Consider the following 20,165-nt stretch of genomic DNA (forward strand, 5'->3'; position numbering starts at 1 on the left):
CGCGAGAACGGGACGATGTTTCGACTTAACATAGGATCGAAGGAAGGCCTTGCCAAGGCGCGAGAGCCGCCTCGTCTTCGATTCTTGTCATTCTGGTTTATAAAAATTAGGACATTCACGGCCAAACCGCTTTTCAACGGCATTTGCCAGCCCAAAATCGTAACCCGGCAACACATGATCGAAGATCGCGAAATGCCGTTCGACACTGATTCCTGCGGGCAGTTTCTGCCCATCCATTGCAGGAAGCTGCGAGAGTGTGCCGTCTTCATATAAGGCCGGGAGTACCAGCAAGGCTTCCCTTTGGATCGAATCAATCTCCCGCCCAGTGCTCGTTATAAAATCGATGAGTTCCTGCCGTTCAGGAGCGCCGACATCAAATGAATGGCCCCCTTCATTGGTGAACCGATAACGTCCGTCCCAAATGATCTGCGGACCGGGATCAAGCCGCATGACGGGAAGGTTGCGCCGCTCACGCCTGAAGCGATGTGGTTGCCCCTTCTTGCCCATTTCAACCAGCGCTCCGAAAACCGTCATCCGATCGTTTTTTTCCTGCCCGGATAAAACTCTCTCGATGCGGGATCGTTCAGCATCACCGGGTAGAAAGCGCCGTCCCCCGGCAATGGAGGCAAGCAGACCTGACAACAGCCGCCGCACATTTTCCGGCAAGGCCGCATAGATGCTGGCATCAACAGTGATCGTGCCAAGCGGGCTCATAGTCACGCAATCAGGACTAGCCAGTACCGCAATCAGAGCTGCATTATCGCGTTTGCGCGCAGCGCTTGCGAGCGCGATCTGTGCGAGCACCACATCAGGATCAGCCTCAGCAGCAGATGTCAGCCGCACACGCGGGCGTTCGTAATTCGTGTTTATGTTGCTCGGATCATCGATCCACACGACATTTCGCCTTATCAACTCCTGACGCAACGCCCCTCGCTGCTCGTTGAGCAACGGTCTGATCAGCTCGACAGAATTTTCCAGCCATGAGCGCGAAGCCATTGCCGCAAGTCCACGCGCTTCTGAATTGGAACTGCGTTCTCTCCGCATCAGAAATGTTTCGATCTGATCGTCGCGTGTATGTCCGGTGGCAATAAAATCTGCGCCTGCCTCTTGCGCGGCCTGCACCAAAAGTCGGTAGCGCGCAGAGCGGGCAGCAGCAGCGACACCGCTTTTGGGCTTCGGATCATCCCAAGCCAGGACACGATGAGCAATGCCATGCGCATTGCAAATACGCCCCACATATTCGGCCTCGTTGGCCGATTCGTCGCGCAAACGATGATCGATAGTAACTGCGGTCAGCGACGGCGGACTATCCAGCGTCGTGAGATACTCTTTCAAAAGGAACAAAAGCGCCAGTGAATCGCTCCCGCCTGAAACGGCAGCCACAATTCCTTTGGCATTCTCAAGTCCGAAAGGTTTAAAAATTTCGGTCGGGGAAAGCCCCACAAATGATCTCCGCGGTCAGCATTTAATACGCGCGCGCTCATCCGTTACCCGCTTCAAAACGGCAGGCGCCGCATTGGGATAGCGGTCAGGAATCTGCTTGAAAGTCGCGCAAGCAACGTCATGGTTGTCCATTTTTTCAAGCGTCATGCCGAGCTTGAACATATTCTCCGGCGCACGCTTTGAATCCGGGTAATCGCGCTGCGTGTCGATGAAAACAGTTGCGGCCTCAGGGTAGCGCGACTGACCATAAAGCGATTCACCCAGCCAGTAACGTGCTTCCGCCGTTGTGGGATCGGCTGGATAGCGCTTGATATGCTCACGGAAACCAGTCTCCGCAGCCTTATAGTCACCGGACATCAGATACTGATAAGCAGCCTGATACAGCGAGTTTGGATTGTCGTCGGTCGGAAGAGACGCAACCGATTCACCAGCGGGAAGTGCGCCACCTTGTTCTACCGGGTGTGGCTCAACATTCATCGTTTCGCCGATTACATTGCCATTGTTGTCAAACCGGATGGAGCCAAGCGTTCTCGGCGGCTCCCCACGCTGAGGGCCGCCCTGTTGAGCGGAGCCCGAACCAATAGCAATGGAATCGGCGCCCGATGAATCACTGGCCGCCGTTTGAGAAGAGGAACCGAAATTACCGTCTTGCGCAGTGCTTCCAGAAACCCCGTTATCGGGGTTTCCAGCGGGAGCAGCACTTGCCAGCGATGTGTTGTTGCCATCATTTGGTGTGCTGCCAGCATCTGCACGATCGCCATTTTCCAATGCCTGGAAACGGCGTTCGTTTTCTTCCTGCATTTTCTGCATCTGGTCCTGCAGTTCGAGGACCTGGAAGTTCATGGCTTCAGCGCGGGCACCGAGTGTGTCTGCAATTGCAGCAGGGTTTGCAATGCCTTGTGTACAAAGATCGCTTCCCGGTGGCGGTGTGACAGGCGCGTTCTGGCCCGCACTTGCCTGCGCTGCAGCTCCGCCACCTTTCTTCTTTTCCAGCTCCTCAAAGCGGAATTCATTATCGTCCTGCGTCTTCTGCAACTGCTCGTTCGTGAACGCAATTTGCGCATCGACATCCTCGACCTTACCGGTGAGGTTGCGGATCAACTCCTGCTGCAAGCCCGGGCTCTGATATCCGCCCTGCCCGCCCGTGCCGCCGCTATCGCGCATGGCATCATCAAGTATCGCGGTCGAGCCGATGCTGACATGGTTCTGTGCGCCGCCCCGACCCTTTTCCAGTGCCTGGAAGCGGGTTTCGTTATCGCGCTGGATCTTTAGCATCTTATCGCGGAGTTGCAGGATGCGAGCATAGGACTGCGCATTCTGATGCGCGAGATTGCAAATCTGCTGCGAAAACTGCCCGCCGCCGGGATCACCCGCCTGCGCCAGCTGGATTTGCCCCTGCTGCGAAGAAACAGATGCTGCCAGAACCGGAGCACTTGCCAAAAGCGGCAGCATGGCAATTGCCAGCGTCACTTTTCTCATTGGTTTCCTCATTCCTTTTTGCCCCTATCGCTCATGAACCCTAAAATCTTGGACCGCGATAATCATGGATATGTGCAGGATGATCAGGCACCGTGCCTGAATATTATCTGAACACCCAATTTCTCACGGCTCTTCTCAGCTTTTAGAGAAAATCCATAAAAAGCAAAGATGCTTTCCCTATGACACTGGTGACTTCGGCCAAAATTTGTCGAAACCACCAATAGTCGGGATCTGAAGCAAAAAAAGCGGCCCAAAGGCCGCTTTTTCCGGATTAGGTTCAGACTATTTGCTGAAACTTAGCTGCCAGCACCGTTGAGAACGGTAACAGCGCGGCGGTTCTGAGACCAGCAAGAGTCGCTGTCGCAAACGGCGATTGGACGTTCGTTACCGTAGGAAACGGTACGCATACGGCTGGTTGGAACACCGCGAGCTGCAAGGAAGTCGCGGGTTGCAGCTGCACGGCGCTGACCGAGTGCAAGGTTGTACTCACGCGTACCGCGTTCATCAGCATGGCCTTCGACGGTAATCGAGTACTGCGGATAACGCTGCAGCCACTGGGCCTGCTTCGACAAGGTCTGCTGCGCATCAGCGCGGATCAGCGAAGAATCGAGATCGAACAGAATACGGTCGCCGACATTCACGGTGAAATCCTGCGAAGAGCCGGGCGTTGCAGCGCCACCAGCCAAGCCAAGATCACCGGCATTGTTCGGAAGGTTCTTCTTGGACGCACAACCGGCAACGGCAAGCGTCATGAAAAGGGCAATAGCGATAGGGCTACGTGCAATCGACTGGAAACGGCGCATGGGCCGGAGCTCCTTAAGATTTGATGTTCCTGCGTAACCAACCAATAATCATATTTAGGTTAAGGCAGGCTCAAGAAGTATGGTTAACAATTTCTTTCGGCCAAATGCAAACCGGTTTTTCCCGGCAGCAATTCTGTTTTTAGCCAGTGATGGCTAAATGCGGCAGAAACACGGCCCGCAGACCCGGATTGTGGCAATTTTCCATAAAAAAAGGCGCGAAACCTGTGTTTCGCGCCTTCAAACTTCTTAACTCCGATCGACAGACTACTCGAGCAGCGGCGACCAGGCCGGATCGGAACCGAAATTCGGGGTCTGGATCTGGCGTTCATTGCGACCAGTCAAATCAATCGTAAAGAGCTTTGGACCACCAGCACCCGCCGCTTTGCGGAAGAACATCAGGACGCGGCCGTTGGGAGCCCAGGTTGGACCTTCATTATGGAAGCCCGAAGTCAACAGACGTTCGCCCGAACCGTCGGTCTTCATAACGCCGATGGAAAACTGTCCCTGTGACTGCTTGGTGAAGGCGATCAAATCACCGCGCGGCGACCAGACCGGGGTCGAGTAGCTGCCGTCACCTGCCGAGATACGGCGCGGATTGGAGCCGTCAGCCCCCATGACATAGAGCTGTGGACGTCCGCCACGGTCAGATGAGAAGACGATCTGTGAACCGTCAGGCGAATAGGATGCGCTGGTGTCAATCGCCTGGCTGCTGGTGAGACGCGTTGTGGTACGGTTACGCAAATCCATTGTGTAGATGTTCGCACTGCCGTCATCCTGCAGAAGGCTCATAACAACCTTCTGACCGTCAGGCGAAAAGCGCGGTGCAATCGACATGCCTGGGAAGTTACCGACAAGTTCACGCTGACCTGTTTCAAGCTGCAGCAGATAAACACGTGGCTGACCACCAGCAAACGACATGTAAGTCACTTCCTGACGATTGGGCGAGAAGCGTGGCGTCAGCGCCATATCGCGACCATCGGACAAAAAGCGCACATTGGCACCGTCCTGATCCATGATGGCCAAACGCTTTACGCGCTTCTGCGCTGGACCGGATTCATCAACGAAAACAATACGTGTATCGAAGTAGCCCTTTTCACCGGTCAGGCGTTCATAGATGGCGTCCGCGATGATGTGAGCGACACGACGCCAGTTATCAGGCGTTGTGAAGAACTGCTGACCAATCAGCTGCTGACCACCAAACGTATCCCAGAGACGGAACTCAGCCTTGAGCCTGCCATCCGGCTGCTTGGTGATACGGCCCGTCACCAGTGCCTGTGCATTGATGACTTTCCAATCTTCAAAACGCGGCGTTGCGTCCGGGTTGGAAATTTTCTCGATAAATGCATTCTTGTTGATCGGTGCGAAAAGGCCCGAACGCTCAAGATCTGCTGCAATGACCGATGTGATATTTGCACCGAGCTGATCGCCCGAAAGGAAGTCGGTGATCGCTATCGGTAATGGCTCTACCACACCCTTGTTGATGTTGATTTCCACCACCGCGCGAGCAGGCATGGTCGCCACAAGGCTTGCAGCAATCATACAGGCGAAAGCCGAAAAAACTGTCCGGATCTTTGTTTTCATGATGCCGATTTTCATGTCTTCAGGGACCTCTTTTGTCCTTAGAGCGCCGTGCGCCCTATTGGGCGCACAAAGGTCGCGCTAACAGTTTAGATTTGCTGCATAATTCCTAAGGACTTATGCAGAGGCCTTCTTGAGGAGCCTCATTCAGGCATTCGTTAGGAGTGACCAGTCAAGCTGATCAGAACATTTCGCTCGGGTCGAAGTTGACGATCACTTCCGACCATGAATCATATTTGTCTGCGGGCAGATTGTATGGTGCACAACGCGCCACAGCGCGCTTGGCGCTTTCAGCCGCGGCACGACCCACACCGTCACCACCTCCGCCAGATGTCACTTCAGGAATACCCTGAATTGAGCCATCCTGATTAAGATGCATCTTCACCGTCACGACAAGCCCAGGCGCATCCGCAACGCCCGCAGGTACGTTCCAGCACTTGGAAATTGCGCCACGAAGAGCATCCATTTCGCTCTGGCTCAGCTTGGAACCGCCAGTATTCTTCTTGCCACCCAGCGATGCCTGATCGGTCGAACGCTTTGCGCCGCCGCCGGACGCCTTCTGCTTGTTCAGAAGAGCTGCCACCTCGTCGGCAATCGCATCATTCTTTGACTGCGACGTCTGAGAAGCGGTTTGAGACTTCTTCTGATCTTCCGTTGGCTTGCGATCCGGCGTCTTGGCGGTCTGCGCCTGTGGCGGCTTTGGCTTTGCCTGTGGTGCTGGAACATTATCCGGTAGTTTCGGCGCAGTCTGGTCTGGCGTTTCGGCCTGCTTCTGGATTGCTTCCGCTACCGGATCAGGCTTCACGTCCTGCTTTTCTTCAGGCTTTGTCTGCACTTCAGTCGCAGGCACCGGCGTTGGCTTGTCCTGTGGCTTAGGTTCAGGCTTTGGATCAGGCTTCGGTTCCGGCTTTTTAACCGGCTCTGGCTGTGCTTTGGGTTCCTCAGCCGCTTCAATCGGCTTGGCCTTGTTTTCAGGCCGTGGCGGTGTTTGGGTATCGACTTCCTGATCGCCCACATTCTGGGCATCAGGCACGGTCTGCGGCTTTTTCGTCGGAACAGGCGCCGACTTTTCCTTCATCGGCGCGGTCTTATCGCCCTGCTGGATCTGGGTAATCGATTCGATCGGCACGATGTCGACCGGAAACGACTCCGAATCCTGCACGTCGAATGCCTTCGGCGAGGAAAAGGAGAAGAGCCCCAACGCGATAACGATGGTATGGAGCGCTACAGAAGATGTCAGGCCAGCCTTCATGATGGCGTCAGCTATCCTGCTCCTGGAGTGTCACAAGGCCGATATTCTTGAAACCGGCGGCGGAAATGCGAGCCATGACCTTCATGACAGTGCCATAATCGGCAGCCTTGTCACCGCGCACGAAAATGCGCTCTTCATAACCGGTCTTGGCAATCGCCTGAAGTTTGGCAACAACTTCATCAAGCGGAATTTCTGTTTCCTGCAGATAGATCTGGCCTTCGCTGTTCACCGATACAGTGATCGGCTGCGTGTCAGCATTCATGGCTTTCGCCTGCGTATCCGGCAGATCGATAGGCACGCCGACGGTCAAAAGCGGAGCAGAGACCATGAAGATGATAAGCAGCACCAGCATCACGTCCACGAAGGGCGTAACGTTGATTTCACTCATCAATGCCTTCTTGCGACCACGCCTGCGGCGTCCGCCTGACTGCATTCCCTGATTTCCAACCGACATGCCCATTTCAATATTCCCGAAGGCTCGATTTAACTTTGATGCTGGAACGCTCTATTTTTTGTTTTCACGCATGTCGTTATCGGAAAACCGGTTCCCACTTTTCCGCGACATGCTTTAGCTGCGCGGCGTCAGCTTCTCATCAATTTGGCGCGACAGTATGGCAGAGAACTCGTCCGCAAAGCCTTCAAGCCGACCATTGACCTTACCCGCATCGCTCGAAAGCTTGTTGTAGGCGATAACAGCAGGGATAGCGGCAAGCAGACCAATAGCTGTTGCAAGCAGTGCTTCTGCGATACCCGGTGCCACGACCGCGAGATTGGTGTTCTTCGATGCAGCAATTGCCTGGAACGACGTCATAATACCGACAACTGTACCAAACAGGCCGATAAAGGGAGCAGCAGAACCGATTGTCGCAAGGAAGCCTAAGCGCGACTCCAGCTTGTCGCTTTCTCGCGCCAGCGCCACATCCATGGCCTTGTCGATACGCATCTGAAGTGCAATCGGAGAGCGCGCACCCTTCTCAAACGACTTTTTCCACTCGCGCATGGCAGCCATGAAAATCGACGCCATGCCAGTGGTTCGGCGATCATTGAGATTGCGGTATAATTCTTCCAGCGACTGCCCGGACCAGAACGCCTGTTCAAAGCGATCAATCGCGCGACGTGCGCGTCCATAAGCAACAATTTTGTCCACAATGATAGCCCAAGTCCAGACCGAGGCGACCACGAGACCAAGCATAACCAGCTTGACGACCCAGCCGGCCTGCATGAACAGGCCCCAGAGGGTAATATCGGCGGCAGGGGCCGCGAGCGCAACATTTTCCATCGATCTACCGTCCTCGAATCCAAACGCCCGGCCTCTTGACCGGGCGGCATCGCAAATTATTCAAGAAACGTCCGCTTTCCGAACGTCTCAACCTGCGCAGCTTTATTCTTAGAGCGCCGTGCGTCCTACAGGACGCACAAAGGACGCTCTAACAACTTAAGTTTACGCATAATTCTTTGAATTGATTTCAATTCAGGGAATTATGCGGGAGCTTTTTGCACACCCTGACGGATATGCTGACGCTCTACGCCACAACCGCCATTCCGGATTTCAACTTTAAATCCTCGTAGCGCTTGTTACGGTTAATTTTGGTGAAAGGAAGGCGCTACGCCTCAACCTGCCCCTTCAACCGATTCCGTCAGCGTGATTAATGGAATATTATGGTTAAAGATGCGTTAGCATTTGCTGAGAAGACGAGTTTGCCCGTTAATTATTGCCGGACAGCTGAAAATATCAGTCAGCCTTCGTGAAAGCTTCGCGCCATTCATCTGGAATGCGGCGAGGATGACCTTCTTTGGTAATCATCACGGCCTCGACCTTGGCTTCTGAAAGAAGTCGACCGTCACAGGTGATCTTCTGCGCCATGATCACACGCGCACCACGGATTTCGCTGACGCGGGTTTCAATCAGGATCAGATCGTCCATTTTTGCAGGCGATTTGTAGTCGATCTCCATGCGGCGAACGACCCAGACCATTTCCTCGCCAAGCGAGCCTTCTGCAAGCTCGATGTGGTGAACATCCTGAAGACGCAGGAAATCGGTGCGACCGCGCTCGTAAAATTCGAGATAGCGACCATGATAGACGAAGCCCGAAAAATCCGTATCGGCATAATAGATACGAGCATAGAGATGATGGGTGCCGTCTTTCAGTTCACCCGCAACCTGCGCATGGTCCATAACTATTCATCTTCCATGAAAAGGCCAAACTGCGACTGCTGCGCCACTTCGGCAGGGGCAGCAAGACCCAGATGTTGCCAGGCAACCGCCGTCAGAACACGTCCTCGCGGCGTGCGCTGCAGGAAGCCCTGCTGAATGAGATAGGGTTCAATAATATCTTCAATCGCATCGCGCGGCTCGGACAAGCCGGCCGCAATGGTTTCGATACCCACCGGACCGCCACCAAAATTACGCGCAATTATATTGAGATAGCGCCGGTCAAGCTGATCAAGCCCGCGATTATCCACTTCAAGCCGCGAAAGCGCTTCATCGGCAATCTTGCGATCAATGACATCGACACCAGCGACCAGCGCGAAATCGCGCACCCGGCGCAACAGACGCCCTGCAATACGCGGTGTACCACGCGAACGGCGTGCCACTTCCAGCGCGCCGTCAGGTGAAATACCCATCTGCATGATGCGCGCACCACGACGCACAATATATTCGAGCTCTTCGACCGTATAGAAATTGAGACGCGTCGGAATACCGAAACGATCCCGCAAAGGCGTGGTGAGAAGCCCAAGGCGCGTCGTTGCTGCAACCAGCGTGAATTTCGCCAGATCGATCTTCACCGAACGCGCCGCCGGACCTTCACCGATGATGAGATCGAGCTGAAAATCTTCCATCGCCGGATAGAGAATTTCTTCGACAGCCGGGCTTAGACGATGAATTTCGTCGATAAACAGTACATCGCGATCTTCGAGATTGGTCAGAAGTGCTGCGAGATCACCAGCCTTCGCAATCACCGGACCAGACGTCGAGCGGAAATTGACGCCAAGTTCCTTGGCCATGATTTGCGCAAGCGTGGTCTTGCCCAGTCCTGGAGGACCAACGAACAGCACATGATCCAGCGCTTCACCACGCACTTTGGCTGCTTCGATAAAGACTTTGAGATTAGCGCGTGCTTGGGCCTGCCCCACAAAATCGTCCAGCGTTTGCGGGCGCAGGGTGGTATCGGCGTCTTCACCACGCAGATCAGTATCAATAAGAGGATTGCGGTCGCTCATGCCATCCCTCTCGCATGAACGCTAAGTCGAAACAAGTAGCTCACCGAGACAGCTCCTTGAGACCCAGGCGAATAAGTTTGGCCGAATCGGCATCTTCTCCGGCCTCTCTGAGCGCCGCAGCAACCGCATTGGCCGCCTGATCGCGCGAATAGCCAAGATTGGATAGCGCTGAAACCGCATCGCTTACAGGCGCTGAAGCAGCACCCGCGCCGATTTCCTGCTTAAGCCCGATGGTGCCGCTGGCTTCCCCCGCAAAAGCAGGTGCCTTGTTCTTCAATTCAGTAACAATGCGTTCAGCCACCTTTTTGCCGACACCCGGCGCACGTGAAACCATTGCGAGATCACGCAGCGCAATGGCATTGGCAAGCTCAGGCGGCGTCAATGTTCCAAGCACGGCAAGTGCCACTTTCGCACCCACGCCCTGCACATTCTGCAACAGGCGGAACCATTCGCGTTCAAGCTGCGATCCGAAACCATAAAGGCGGATCATGTCCTCGCGCACATAGGTTTCGATAAACAGAACAGCCGCTTCCCCTGCCCCGCCAAGATTACCAAGTGTACGGGCCGAACAAAAAGCAACATAGCCAACGCCATGCACGTCGATGACGGCATGATCCTCAGCGATTTCATCGATCACGCCCTTGAGCTTGCCGATCATTTGATACCTATCCTGCTAAAAGCGCATCCCGAAAAGTGTGTAACGGTTTTCGGAACAAGATGTGCGTTAACTTAGAAGCGCCTGCATTCTGCGTGCACTGACAATGCTCTGACGGTGGTGTGCATGGCAAATGGCAATGGCGAGCGCATCGGCAGCATCGCTCGTATCGAACGTTGCGCGCGGCATCAGGACCTTCACCATCATATGGATTTGCTGCTTTTCACCATGGCCGACACCGATGACCGCCTTCTTGACGGCGTTCGGCGCATATTCCGCAACTGGAAGCCCGGCCTGAGCCGGTGCCAGAAGCGCAATCCCACGCGCCTGCCCAAGCTTCAGCGTGGCAGTTGCATCCTTGTTGACGAAGGTATGCTCAACAGCCGCTTCATGCGGCATGAAGTCATGCAGGACTTTTGCGAGCCCTTCATGCAGCTGGCAAAGCCGTGAAGCGAGATCCATTTCGGCATTCGACGTTACTGTGCCAGAGCCGATAAAATGCAGGGAATTTCCAAGCGATTCGACAATGCCCCAACCGGTACGGCGGAGCCCCGGATCAATACCAATGATGCGAATCGTTTCTTTCATAAGTGAACCCTATCCTCAGACAGGTTCACTTGACAGCACAAAAGTGAACAAAAGAGAAACATACGCATCAGATGGCGCAGGTAGCCTGCGCAGATTTTGGCTTTGATGAGTCGAAAATAGTGCTCTTTGAGAACCGAAGCACAGTGTACTTAAAGGTACATGAGCACCGGAAGCGCAAAAGAACGCCATTTGCAGGCCATCAAAAGCGAAATCTCAGGAAGCGCCAAAAGCCGTCTTGAGCAGTACGATCTGGTCCGAAACCGGATTGCCGCGTGGTACGCTCTGTAAGGAAACGACCTCACCATAAACATTGCGATCCATGCGGCGGACACGTGCCTGAAGGCGGATCGAACGTTCGATGAGCTCAATGAATGCGAATGGAAGTTCATTCCAGCCCGGAGCGACATCCCCGGCTGAAGGTGTATCAAGACGCACTTTCGCCTTCTCAGCCGCTACCTGCTGGCGGGACATTTCACCATTGCGGGCAGCGCGCTGCAACAGGAGCCAGGAAGCAACCTGCATCAGACGGGTGGTCATGCGCATCGATTCGGCAGCATAAAGCGTTGCGGCAACGCGAGAGAGATTACGCGCTTCTTCACGGCCCTCACCGTCGAGATAGCTCGCCGCTTCCTCGACCATATCCATGCCTTCACTGTAAATCGGCTTGAAGGAATCCGAGAACACCATACGTTCAGCAAGGCTGATCATGTTACCCGGCATCTGTCCCTGTTCGCTAATCACTGCTCTGCCACCTTACATGACCGCACAACGGGCGGACATTCTGTTGCTCGCATCCTCGTCAGATGAATGCGAATGAAAATTACTGAACCGCTGTTCGACCATGGAGAGAGCTGGGACGGAACAGCTGCATTGGACAAGTCCACCACAAACTGCACCTTCATGCACCGCCGCGCAAGTTTATGTTTAACGTTCGGTTAATATTTTTAGGAGGTTTTAAATGAAGCTTGAAAAGCGCCGAACAGAGAAGTCGCGTAAATGCACTGCGATTCTTCAGAAAAGCATAAAAAAAGAGCCGCAAAGGCGGCTCTCAGGAGTTTAACAGGGAGGCGTCAAACAGAGTGGCTAAACCACTCGGTAAGAATCCAGCCGAACTGGATGTAAACCATTTAACGCTATTAAGATTAATGAAGCGTTAATTTTACGTTTCGGCTGTGGACGATTCCGCGCCCCCTCAGCAAGCGGCTTTTCAAACTCACACAATCAAACCCGCTGCAGAGCAGGTTTTGGGTTTGAAGCGACCGGAACCATGACGCCTTCGACTGCCGCAGGCTTTGCAGCTGGCTTCTTGCCCCAACCGATGGTCGGCAGCCACTCGAGATAATAAGCCAGCGCGAACTGCATCACGACACCGGTTGCGATCAGCAATGTGTCATATGGCAGGCCACCCGGATTAACGAGCTTCATTACCTGTGCAACCATAGCCAGCAGCGTACCGGCAATGAAGACCGGCAGCGAATGCTTGCCGAGAATAGCGAGCGGATTATCCGGCGACGTGCGCGCAATGCTGTTCAGCGTCGGAACAACCGCTATCAGATAAGCCATCGCCAGCACATGCAGAAGACGCGGAGCCGAAAGGAAGGTCTTGTCGAAGCCGGTCAGAACTGCAGGCATGCCCATCGACGTATCAATTCCCCAAAGCGGAATACGAACCCATGCAAGCGAAAGAACAAGATAGCCAACAGCTGCTGCGATCAATGCAGGGTTTGCGGGCAGCTTGCCGCCACGACGCACATGAATTGTACCGGCAATACCAATGGCAAACAGGAACTGCCACGACAGCGGGTTAAGGAACCAGACGCCTCCGGTCGGATAGTTGATCGGCGCAACACCATATAAACCCGACAGCAGCCAGACTGTGCCCGACACAGCGACCATCAGCGAAACGCTGATGCGTGCAAGCAGAAGCAGAAGCGGCGTCATCAGAAGCATGACGGCATACATCGAGAGAATATTGTTGTAACCAAGCTGATGCCCAAGCGTGACAAGGCCAAGCAAAGCCTCGACCGGCTGCTTGACCAGTGGCCCGATATTGATCTGGGTCAGAAGCTCACGATGCTTGAGGAAAACGGCGGCGGCGGCAAAAATACCGATCGTCGCAAGCGTCGTCATGATGTGCGCCGTATAAAGTACGCATGCACGGCGCCACATTTTCAATGTCAGCACGAGACGATTGCCCGGCGCAAACTTGCCGCCATAGGCCAAGGCGACAGCCATGCCGGAAATCAGAACAAAAGCTTCGGCAGAATCAGAAAAGCCGAGATTCTTGTGCGTGAAGTGCTCATAAATCGTACCGGGTACATGATTGATGAAAATCGTAAGCAGGGCCAAAGCACGAAACACGTCGATGCGTGTATCGCGAAGCTTTGGCACTATTTTCGCGGTTTCATTCGTCATTTCGCCTGCCTGCCGTTTGTTTTTCGTCTGCAAAAGCGCAGCACTCATTGCCGCCTATATAGCTGGTAATTCCGGCAGAACCCGGTTGGTTCCAATCAACTTTCGTTCCAGTGGATAACATAATGCCAACATGAGGCTGTCATCACCCCCGAACAATGGCCCGCAAATGTCCCATAAATGCAAAGGGGCTGTTCAACGAACCCCTCTTACTTTATGCCCGAATTCCATCAACATTTTTCGCTAGGTTTGGTTTATGAACGCGCCAACTGCTACAAAAGATAACGAACGCTGCCGCCTTTTGCTGGTTGCACCACCGCTCGCAAATGGTGATGCATTGGCAAAACTCCTGTCCGCAGCGCTGTCAGGTGGAGATGTTGCAAGCGTGATTCTCGACGGTAGCGATCTGGATGAAGCAACTTTTCAGGCATCCGCTCAAAAAGCCGTTGCCGTTATCCAGGAAAAAGGCGCGGCTGCAATCATTCTCAACGATACCCGTATCGCTGGCCGTGTCGGCGCGGATGGCATTCACATCGAAGGCAAGGTAGCCGATCTTGCTGAAGCCATCGAAAAGCACACACCGAAACTCATCGTTGGAACAGGCAATCTTCGTGATCGTCACAGCGCCATGGAAATCGGTGAATTGCAGCCCGATTACGTTTTCTTCGGCAAGATTGGCGCGGATAACAAGCCAGATGCTCATCCACGCAATCTGGCATTGGCCGGATGGTGGGCTGAACTGGTTGAGATTCCAAGCGTTGCACAGGCTGGCAACACCGTAGAAAGCGTCATTGAAGCATCGCAGACCGGTGCTGACTTTGTAGCCCTTGGCCGCGCAGTCTTTGAAGCAGAAGACCCTGCGAAGGCCGTAGCGGAAGCCAACCGGCTTCTTGATGAAAATGCCCCTCGCTTCGAAAACTAAATCCGCCAAGGTTTTGTACGCCCCCATGAAGAGCAGAATTCTTCTCGCCACAGTTTTGATCTTTGTTGCGTCTGTTCCTGCTGCAATGGCTGCAAGCGAACCGGCGGGCGCACAAAAAAAACATGACGGTAAAAGCGACAAGCCTGTGGAGAAGCCAAAGATGCTCCCGCAGCCCGCGTCCACGAACACCTTACCCCACATCGACCTCAGCCGGTTTGGCGACAAACCTGCCGATGAGGCTTTTGGTGCTTATCAGCGCGGGCTCTATTTGACGGCTTTTAATCTTGCCAAACCACAGGCCGAAAAAGGTGACCCGGCATCACAAACTCTTATCGCTGAAATCTACGCCCGTGGGCTGGGTGTGCCTGCCGATCAGAAGAAAGCTGCCGAATGGTATGCCAAGGCCGCAGAAAATGGCGTCAACGAAGCGCAATTTCGCTACGCTGCCCTCTTGCTTCAGGGCCGATACATTCAAAAAGACACCGCCAAAGCTACTCAACTGATGCAAAAGGCAGCCGAAGGCGGCAATGCGATGGCACAGTTCAATTACGGCCAGCTTGTCATGATGAAGGCATCCGGCAAAGCAGGAGTTGATCAGGCCTTCCCATGGTTTGAAAAGGCTGCGGCGGCAAAACTGCCCGATGCGGAATATGCAATCAGCCAAGTTTACGCCAATGGCACGGACAAAATTGCGAAGGATGACAAAAAGGCGCGGGAATATCTGCTTCTTGCAGCGCGCAAGGGCTACGATACTGCGCAATATGATCTAGGACGCTGGCTGATCGAAGGCCGTGGCGGCGACCGCAATTACGAACAGGGCTTTGGCTGGATGCAGATTGCCGCCCAGCGCGGTATGGTATTGGCTCAGGCATGGCTCGCCCGCCTTTATCGTGATGGCATCGGCACAGACGGCGACCTGGTAAAATCCGCCGCCTGGTATGTCATTGCGCAGCGCGCCGGTTTCCATTCGCCGGATCTCAATGACATGATGGACGGCTTGTCCGACGAGCAACTCAAAGAAGCCATCCAGACCGCAAACACTCTGCGACTCCGGTAATATCGAGCATCGTCCATATTAAGAAATGCAAAAAGCGCGTCACCAAAAGGGACGCGCTTTTTCATTCTTTGCCTTTTGACCCATTCCCCAGGAGCTGGCCTTACTGGCTTTCATAAGCCTTTTTGCCAGCATCATCGACACAGGTACCGTACCTTGCCCGCTTGAGAGGACAAAACCGACCACGGAAAATCAAATCTCCTGCGGCCTCACAGAGGAACTTGTGTTCGGACATAGGGCAGATTTTGGCACCGAGCTACACGAAATTGCGATGAAACCCAGAGCTATGCGATCAAAAAGACCTGAAAAATCACGACCTATTTGATCAATTTGACGCTGATTTCGGGATTCAAAATAAGCTGAATGCTTGCTCAGGCTTGCACAAAGCCTCGTTTTATGGTCTTGGAGACCCTATTATCGTGGTTCGAGTTAAAGATGGACGCAATCCCCGAAAAAAAGCGGGAGATTGCCTTTCTGTCGTGATGCGCCGGGCCGCAACAGTTTTCACATTTATTCCCGGATTAAGCTCATGAAGATCAATGGTAACGAAATCCGCCCCGGCAATGTCATCGAGCATGACGGTGGCCTGTGGGCTGCGGTCAAGACCAATGCTGTCAAGCCCGGCAAGGGCGGCGCCTACAATCAGGTTGAACTGAAGAACCTCATCACGGGCACCAAGCTCAATGAACGTTTCCGCGCAGCTGAAACCGTTGAGCGCGTCCGCCTGGAACAGAAGGACTTCTCGTTCCTTTACGAACAGGGCGAAGCGCTGATTTTCATGGATACCGAATCCTATGAACAGCTCGAACTTCTGAAAGATTTCGTTGGCGACCGCGCCGCCTTCCTTCAGGACGGCATGATGGTCACAGTTGAACTCTACGAAGAAAAGCCAATCGGCATTCGTCTTCCAGAACAGGTGACACTTGCGATCACCGAAGCCGATCCGGTCGTCAAGGGCCAGACCGCTGCTTCTTCCTACAAGCCAGCTGTACTTGAAAACGGTATCCGCATTCTGGTTCCACCGTTCATCGCATCCGGCGAACGCGTCATCGTTGACACCAACGAGCTGACCTACATCAGCCGCGCATAAACACGTTTATCAACATGCGGCGCTTGTTTCAGGCGCCGCATGTTTTGTCACAGCTAGAGCGCATCCCGAAAAGTGTATATCGGTTTTCGGACAAGATGCGCTCTAAACTGTGACTGTTCTTTCTCAGATTACTCAATTCCCCGATTGTTTTCAGACGTCTCCGCGTCCGAAGCATCAAGATGTCTACTATAACTGTGTGATCCAGCTGGAAGCCACGTTTCGGGATCACGCCAAAAAGGATAAAAGAAATGGCCCGCTCAGCCCTTCTCAATGTCATGGTACAGGCCGCAATGAAGGCCGGCCGCAGCCTTGCGCGCGACTTCGGCGAAGTCCAGAACCTTCAGGTTTCCCTTAAAGGCCCCGGCGACTACGTCAGCCAGGCGGACCGCAAAGCGGAAAAGATCATTTACACGGAATTGAGTCGCGCCCGCCCTGATTTCGGCTTCCTGATGGAAGAATCGGGTGAGGTTGAATCCAAGGATGGTCAGCATCGCTGGCTGGTTGATCCACTCGATGGCACTACCAACTTCCTGCACGGTATTCCAGTTTTTGCAGTCTCTATCGCTCTCGAGCGTCAGGGACAGATTGTTGCTGGCGTCATTTACAATCCAGCGATGGACGAACTCTACACCGCTGAACGCGGCGGTGGCGTGTTCCTCAATGATCGTCGTCTGCGTGTTGCGGCTCGTTCCAAGTTGGTCGATTGCGTGATCGGCACCGGCATTCCACATCTGGGTCGCGGCCATCACGGCCATTACCTCGTGGAACTGCGCAATGTCATGGCCGAAACAGCTGGCATTCGCCGCATGGGTGCTGTTGCCCTTGATCTGGCCTATGTTGCTGCAGGCCGACTTGACGGCTTCTGGGAAGATGGCATGCATCCGTGGGATCTCGGCGCCGGCATGTTGATGATCCGCGAAGCAGGCGGCTTTATCTCCGATAAGAATGGCGGGCAGGATATCTTCGGCACCAAGACCATTATTGCTGGCAATGAAGTCATTCACGGCGCACTGTTGAAGACGATCAAGAAACCTATCTAAAAGCCAATCCCACTGCTTTATTGATCCCGCCTTCTTTTTCTTTTGGATCAACTAGGCAAAGTCCACAAACAAAGCCGAGCGATAAATCACTCGGCTTTGTCTTTAGTTAATTACAAACTAATTAAGAATATTAGAAGCTAGAAAGAAACTTACCGATAACTTCTAGTACTTGCCAAACAACATTCCACCAATGCATGTTATTCTCCCATTTTTTATTTGAGTGCAAATAAGAATAAATAACAAAATCATATAATTAAAAATACCAATATATTATTTAAATTGCTATGATACTTTATTATATTTATATAATAACCCTCTAAAGTTAGAATTGCTACCAATTTTGATATAGAATCTGCATTTTGAGATTTGTTTTTGACCTCATCACAAAGCTGACAGCCAACGTCATAAAGCTGTGCAATTTTCTTGTTTGAGATGATTCCGCTTCATGAACTAATGAAGTAGGATTCTGTTTGAGCACCCGACCATGGAGCAGGACGCATGAGCGATTTGAGACTTTCACGGGAACGACTGGACGATGCACGGGACTATGACCCCTACCGCCTGAGCAGCCCGAGAATTGTCATTCTCTCCATGGTGATCTTTCTCATCATCGTTGCATTCCTGGCAGCGGTGCTCATGCGACAGATCCACACATTCTTCGTCACCAATCCCGGCCTCAATGGCCTGATCCTCTTTGTGCTACTCGTTGGCGTTCTACTGGCATTCGGGCAGGTACTGCGATTGCTTCCGGAAATCCGCTGGGTCAATTCATTCCGCGACGGCGAACGCGACGGAGCCACGCGCCCGCCTGTGCTGCTTGCTCCGATGCGTGCTTTGATCGGACGTAGACAATCCATGGCGCTCACGACAGCGTCTATGCGCTCCATCCTTGATTCGATTGCCACACGACTTGATGAAAGCCGCGATATATCGCGCTATCTGATCGGCCTTCTGGTGTTCCTCGGCTTGCTCGGCACGTTCTGGGGGCTGCTGGAGACCGTCGGCTCCATCGGCAAGACCATTCAATCACTCGATCCAGGTTCGGGCAGTACAACCGATGTGCTCGATTCGCTCAAAGCCGGCTTGCAAGCACCGCTTTCCGGGATGGGCACCGCATTCTCCTCCTCACTCTTCGGCCTTTCCGGATCGCTCATCTTGGGCTTTCTCGATCTGCAAGCAGGACGCGCGCAAAACCGCTTCTACACCGAACTTGAAAACTGGCTTTCGTCGGTCACGGATCTTAACTCCGATCTGACACCGGAAGATAATATCGGTGGCATGCGCAATCTCGCCGAACATGTTCAAAATCTGCAGGGTGGCGAGGCCTCCAGCCAGCGCACATCGGCGGCGCTCGCCAATCTGGCTGAAGGCATTCAGGGACTGGTCAAAAGCATGCGTAGCGAACAGCAGATGATGCGCGACTGGGTCGAAAAACAGGCGGAAGAACAAAAAGCCATCCGCGAGACGCTCGACCGTCTCAACAAAGCCATCGGCACGAAAGCCGTAAATGAGCGTCCGACCGACGGCAAGCGACCGGAGTAATCATCATGGCTCTTGCTCGCAACCGCCGCCCTCAGCGTCATGTCGATTACTGGCCTGGCTTTGTCGACGCACTGACGACCCTGCTTCTGGCCATTATGTTCCTACTGACGGTCTTCGTGTTGGGACAGTTTTTGTTAAGCCGCGATGTCGACAGCAAGGACAGCGCCCTTGCACGTCTCAACAGCCAGATACAGGAGCTGACACAGCTTCTATCGCTTGAAAAAAGCAATTCGCAGGATATGCAGGACACGATTGCCAACCTGCAAGCCTCGCTATCGGGCGCTGAAAGCGAGCGTTCCCGCCTGCAGGCTCTGCTCAATGAAGGAACCGGCGCAGGTGCTGCTGCAGAAAAGCGCGCAGGTGAACTGAGCCAGAGTCTTGATGCGGAAAAGCAGGTCAGTGCACAGGCGCTTTCGCAGGTGGAACTGCTCAATCAGCAGATTTCTGCCCTTCGGCGCCAGATCGCGGCGCTCGAAGATGCGCTCAACGCTTCCGAATCGCGCGATCGCGAATCGAATGCCAAGATCGCCGACCTTGGCCGCCGTCTTAATGTGGCGCTCGCACAGCGGGTGCAGGAACTCAACCGCTACCGCTCCGACTTCTTTGGCCGCCTGCGCGCGATCCTGTCGGACAAGGAAAACATCCGCATTGTCGGCGACCGCTTCGTGTTCCAGTCGGAAGTGCTTTTCCCTACAGGCTCATCTGACCTCAATCCTGCCGGTCAGGAGGAAATGAAGAAACTTGCGGATGCCGTCATTACGCTCAATCAGGAGATCCCGGACGACATCAACTGGGTACTGCGTGTGGATGGACATACCGATAACGTGCCGCTTACGGGCACGGGTCGCTTCCGGGACAACTGGGAACTTTCTTCGGCGCGCGCAACGGCAGTGGTCAAATATCTGATAGCAAATGGCGTTCCCGCCAACAGACTTGTCGCAGCCGGCTTTGGCGAATATCAGCCACTCGATAGTTCCGACGCACCCGATGCCCGCGCCAGAAACCGCCGTATCGAGCTGAAGCTGACTGAGAGATAAAAGAGCGCATCCCGAAAAGTGTGAAGCGGTTTTCGGATAAGATGCGCG

19 protein-coding genes are annotated in these 20,165 nt (G+C 53.8%); 6 read left to right on the forward strand and 13 right to left on the reverse strand.

The features are described from left to right. Positions 1-87 precede the first annotated feature (87 nt). The 13 genes from tilS to CEV33_RS09920 form a co-directional block, all read right to left on the reverse strand. The gene (gene tilS, locus CEV33_RS09860) at positions 88-1,443 is read right to left on the reverse strand and encodes a tRNA lysidine(34) synthetase TilS (RefSeq protein ID WP_094540331.1); all 1,356 of its coding nucleotides are present in this window, start codon (positions 1,441-1,443) and stop codon (positions 88-90) included. Positions 1,444-1,458: 15 nt separating this feature from the next. After that, the gene (gene ybgF / locus CEV33_RS09865; RefSeq protein WP_094540332.1) at positions 1,459-2,934 is read right to left on the reverse strand and encodes a tol-pal system protein YbgF; all 1,476 of its coding nucleotides are present in this window, start codon (positions 2,932-2,934) and stop codon (positions 1,459-1,461) included. A gap of 284 nt (positions 2,935-3,218) precedes the next feature. Next, the gene (gene pal, locus CEV33_RS09870; RefSeq protein WP_007876572.1) at positions 3,219-3,725 is read right to left on the reverse strand and encodes a peptidoglycan-associated lipoprotein Pal; all 507 of its coding nucleotides are present in this window, start codon (positions 3,723-3,725) and stop codon (positions 3,219-3,221) included. A gap of 264 nt (positions 3,726-3,989) precedes the next feature. Then, positions 3,990-5,321 (reverse strand): Tol-Pal system beta propeller repeat protein TolB, encoded by a 1,332-nt coding sequence (tolB, locus tag CEV33_RS09875; RefSeq protein ID WP_094540333.1) that lies wholly within the window; start codon positions 5,319-5,321, stop codon positions 3,990-3,992. A gap of 163 nt (positions 5,322-5,484) precedes the next feature. After that, entirely contained in the window at positions 5,485-6,555 is a 1,071-nt protein-coding gene (locus CEV33_RS09880) for a cell envelope integrity protein TolA (protein ID WP_094540334.1), read from the reverse strand. A 7-nt stretch (positions 6,556-6,562) separates the two neighbouring features. Next, positions 6,563-7,015, reverse strand: coding sequence for a protein TolR (tolR, locus tag CEV33_RS09885; RefSeq protein ID WP_094540335.1), 453 nt, complete (start codon positions 7,013-7,015; stop codon positions 6,563-6,565). 108 nt (positions 7,016-7,123) lie between these two features. After that, complete coding sequence (tolQ, locus tag CEV33_RS09890; protein ID WP_024895714.1) at positions 7,124-7,834, reverse strand: protein TolQ; 711 nt, start codon at positions 7,832-7,834, stop codon at positions 7,124-7,126. Positions 7,835-8,287: 453 nt separating this feature from the next. Next, on the reverse strand, positions 8,288-8,731 hold the full coding sequence (locus tag CEV33_RS09895) for a YbgC/FadM family acyl-CoA thioesterase (protein WP_094540336.1): 444 nt from the start codon (positions 8,729-8,731) through the stop codon (positions 8,288-8,290). A gap of 2 nt (positions 8,732-8,733) precedes the next feature. Next, complete coding sequence (ruvB, locus tag CEV33_RS09900) at positions 8,734-9,777, reverse strand: Holliday junction branch migration DNA helicase RuvB (RefSeq protein WP_094540337.1); 1,044 nt, start codon at positions 9,775-9,777, stop codon at positions 8,734-8,736. Between the two features lie 40 nt (positions 9,778-9,817). After that, positions 9,818-10,435 carry a Holliday junction branch migration protein RuvA gene (gene ruvA / locus CEV33_RS09905; protein ID WP_094540338.1) on the reverse strand — a complete coding sequence of 206 codons (618 nt, stop codon included), beginning with the start codon at positions 10,433-10,435 and terminating at the stop codon, positions 9,818-9,820. A 66-nt stretch (positions 10,436-10,501) separates the two neighbouring features. Beyond that, positions 10,502-11,020 carry a crossover junction endodeoxyribonuclease RuvC gene (gene ruvC, locus CEV33_RS09910; RefSeq protein ID WP_094540339.1) on the reverse strand — a complete coding sequence of 173 codons (519 nt, stop codon included), beginning with the start codon at positions 11,018-11,020 and terminating at the stop codon, positions 10,502-10,504. A gap of 213 nt (positions 11,021-11,233) precedes the next feature. Further along, positions 11,234-11,740 carry a protease adaptor protein RcdA gene (gene rcdA, locus CEV33_RS09915; protein ID WP_094540340.1) on the reverse strand — a complete coding sequence of 169 codons (507 nt, stop codon included), beginning with the start codon at positions 11,738-11,740 and terminating at the stop codon, positions 11,234-11,236. A gap of 501 nt (positions 11,741-12,241) precedes the next feature. Next, positions 12,242-13,435, reverse strand: coding sequence for an OpgC family protein (locus CEV33_RS09920; RefSeq protein WP_094540484.1), 1,194 nt, complete (start codon positions 13,433-13,435; stop codon positions 12,242-12,244). 253 nt (positions 13,436-13,688) lie between these two features. Here CEV33_RS09920 and CEV33_RS09925 point away from each other — a divergent pair, with 253 nt between their 5' ends. The 6 genes from CEV33_RS09925 to CEV33_RS09950 all read left to right on the forward strand — a co-directional run bounded on the left by CEV33_RS09925 (position 13,689) and on the right by CEV33_RS09950 (position 20,117). After that, complete coding sequence (locus CEV33_RS09925) at positions 13,689-14,354, forward strand: thiamine phosphate synthase (protein ID WP_094540341.1); 666 nt, start codon at positions 13,689-13,691, stop codon at positions 14,352-14,354. 85 nt (positions 14,355-14,439) lie between these two features. Further along, positions 14,440-15,411 (forward strand): tetratricopeptide repeat protein, encoded by a 972-nt coding sequence (locus CEV33_RS09930; RefSeq protein WP_374817812.1) that lies wholly within the window; start codon positions 14,440-14,442, stop codon positions 15,409-15,411. Between the two features lie 526 nt (positions 15,412-15,937). Then, positions 15,938-16,498 carry an elongation factor P gene (gene efp, locus CEV33_RS09935; RefSeq protein ID WP_094540343.1) on the forward strand — a complete coding sequence of 187 codons (561 nt, stop codon included), beginning with the start codon at positions 15,938-15,940 and terminating at the stop codon, positions 16,496-16,498. A 248-nt stretch (positions 16,499-16,746) separates the two neighbouring features. After that, positions 16,747-17,538: an inositol monophosphatase family protein gene (locus CEV33_RS09940; protein ID WP_094540344.1), complete on the forward strand. Its 792-nt coding sequence runs from the start codon at positions 16,747-16,749 to the stop codon at positions 17,536-17,538. A 498-nt stretch (positions 17,539-18,036) separates the two neighbouring features. Continuing rightward, on the forward strand, positions 18,037-19,080 hold the full coding sequence (locus tag CEV33_RS09945; protein ID WP_094540345.1) for a MotA/TolQ/ExbB proton channel family protein: 1,044 nt from the start codon (positions 18,037-18,039) through the stop codon (positions 19,078-19,080). Positions 19,081-19,085: 5 nt separating this feature from the next. Next, a complete protein-coding gene (locus tag CEV33_RS09950; protein ID WP_094540346.1) occupies positions 19,086-20,117 on the forward strand; it encodes a peptidoglycan -binding protein in 1,032 nt (343 codons plus the stop codon). Positions 20,118-20,165 lie beyond the last annotated feature (48 nt).

Source organism: Brucella grignonensis (genome assembly GCF_002252505.1).
In the GTDB taxonomy this organism is placed as follows: domain Bacteria; phylum Pseudomonadota; class Alphaproteobacteria; order Rhizobiales; family Rhizobiaceae; genus Brucella; species Brucella grignonensis.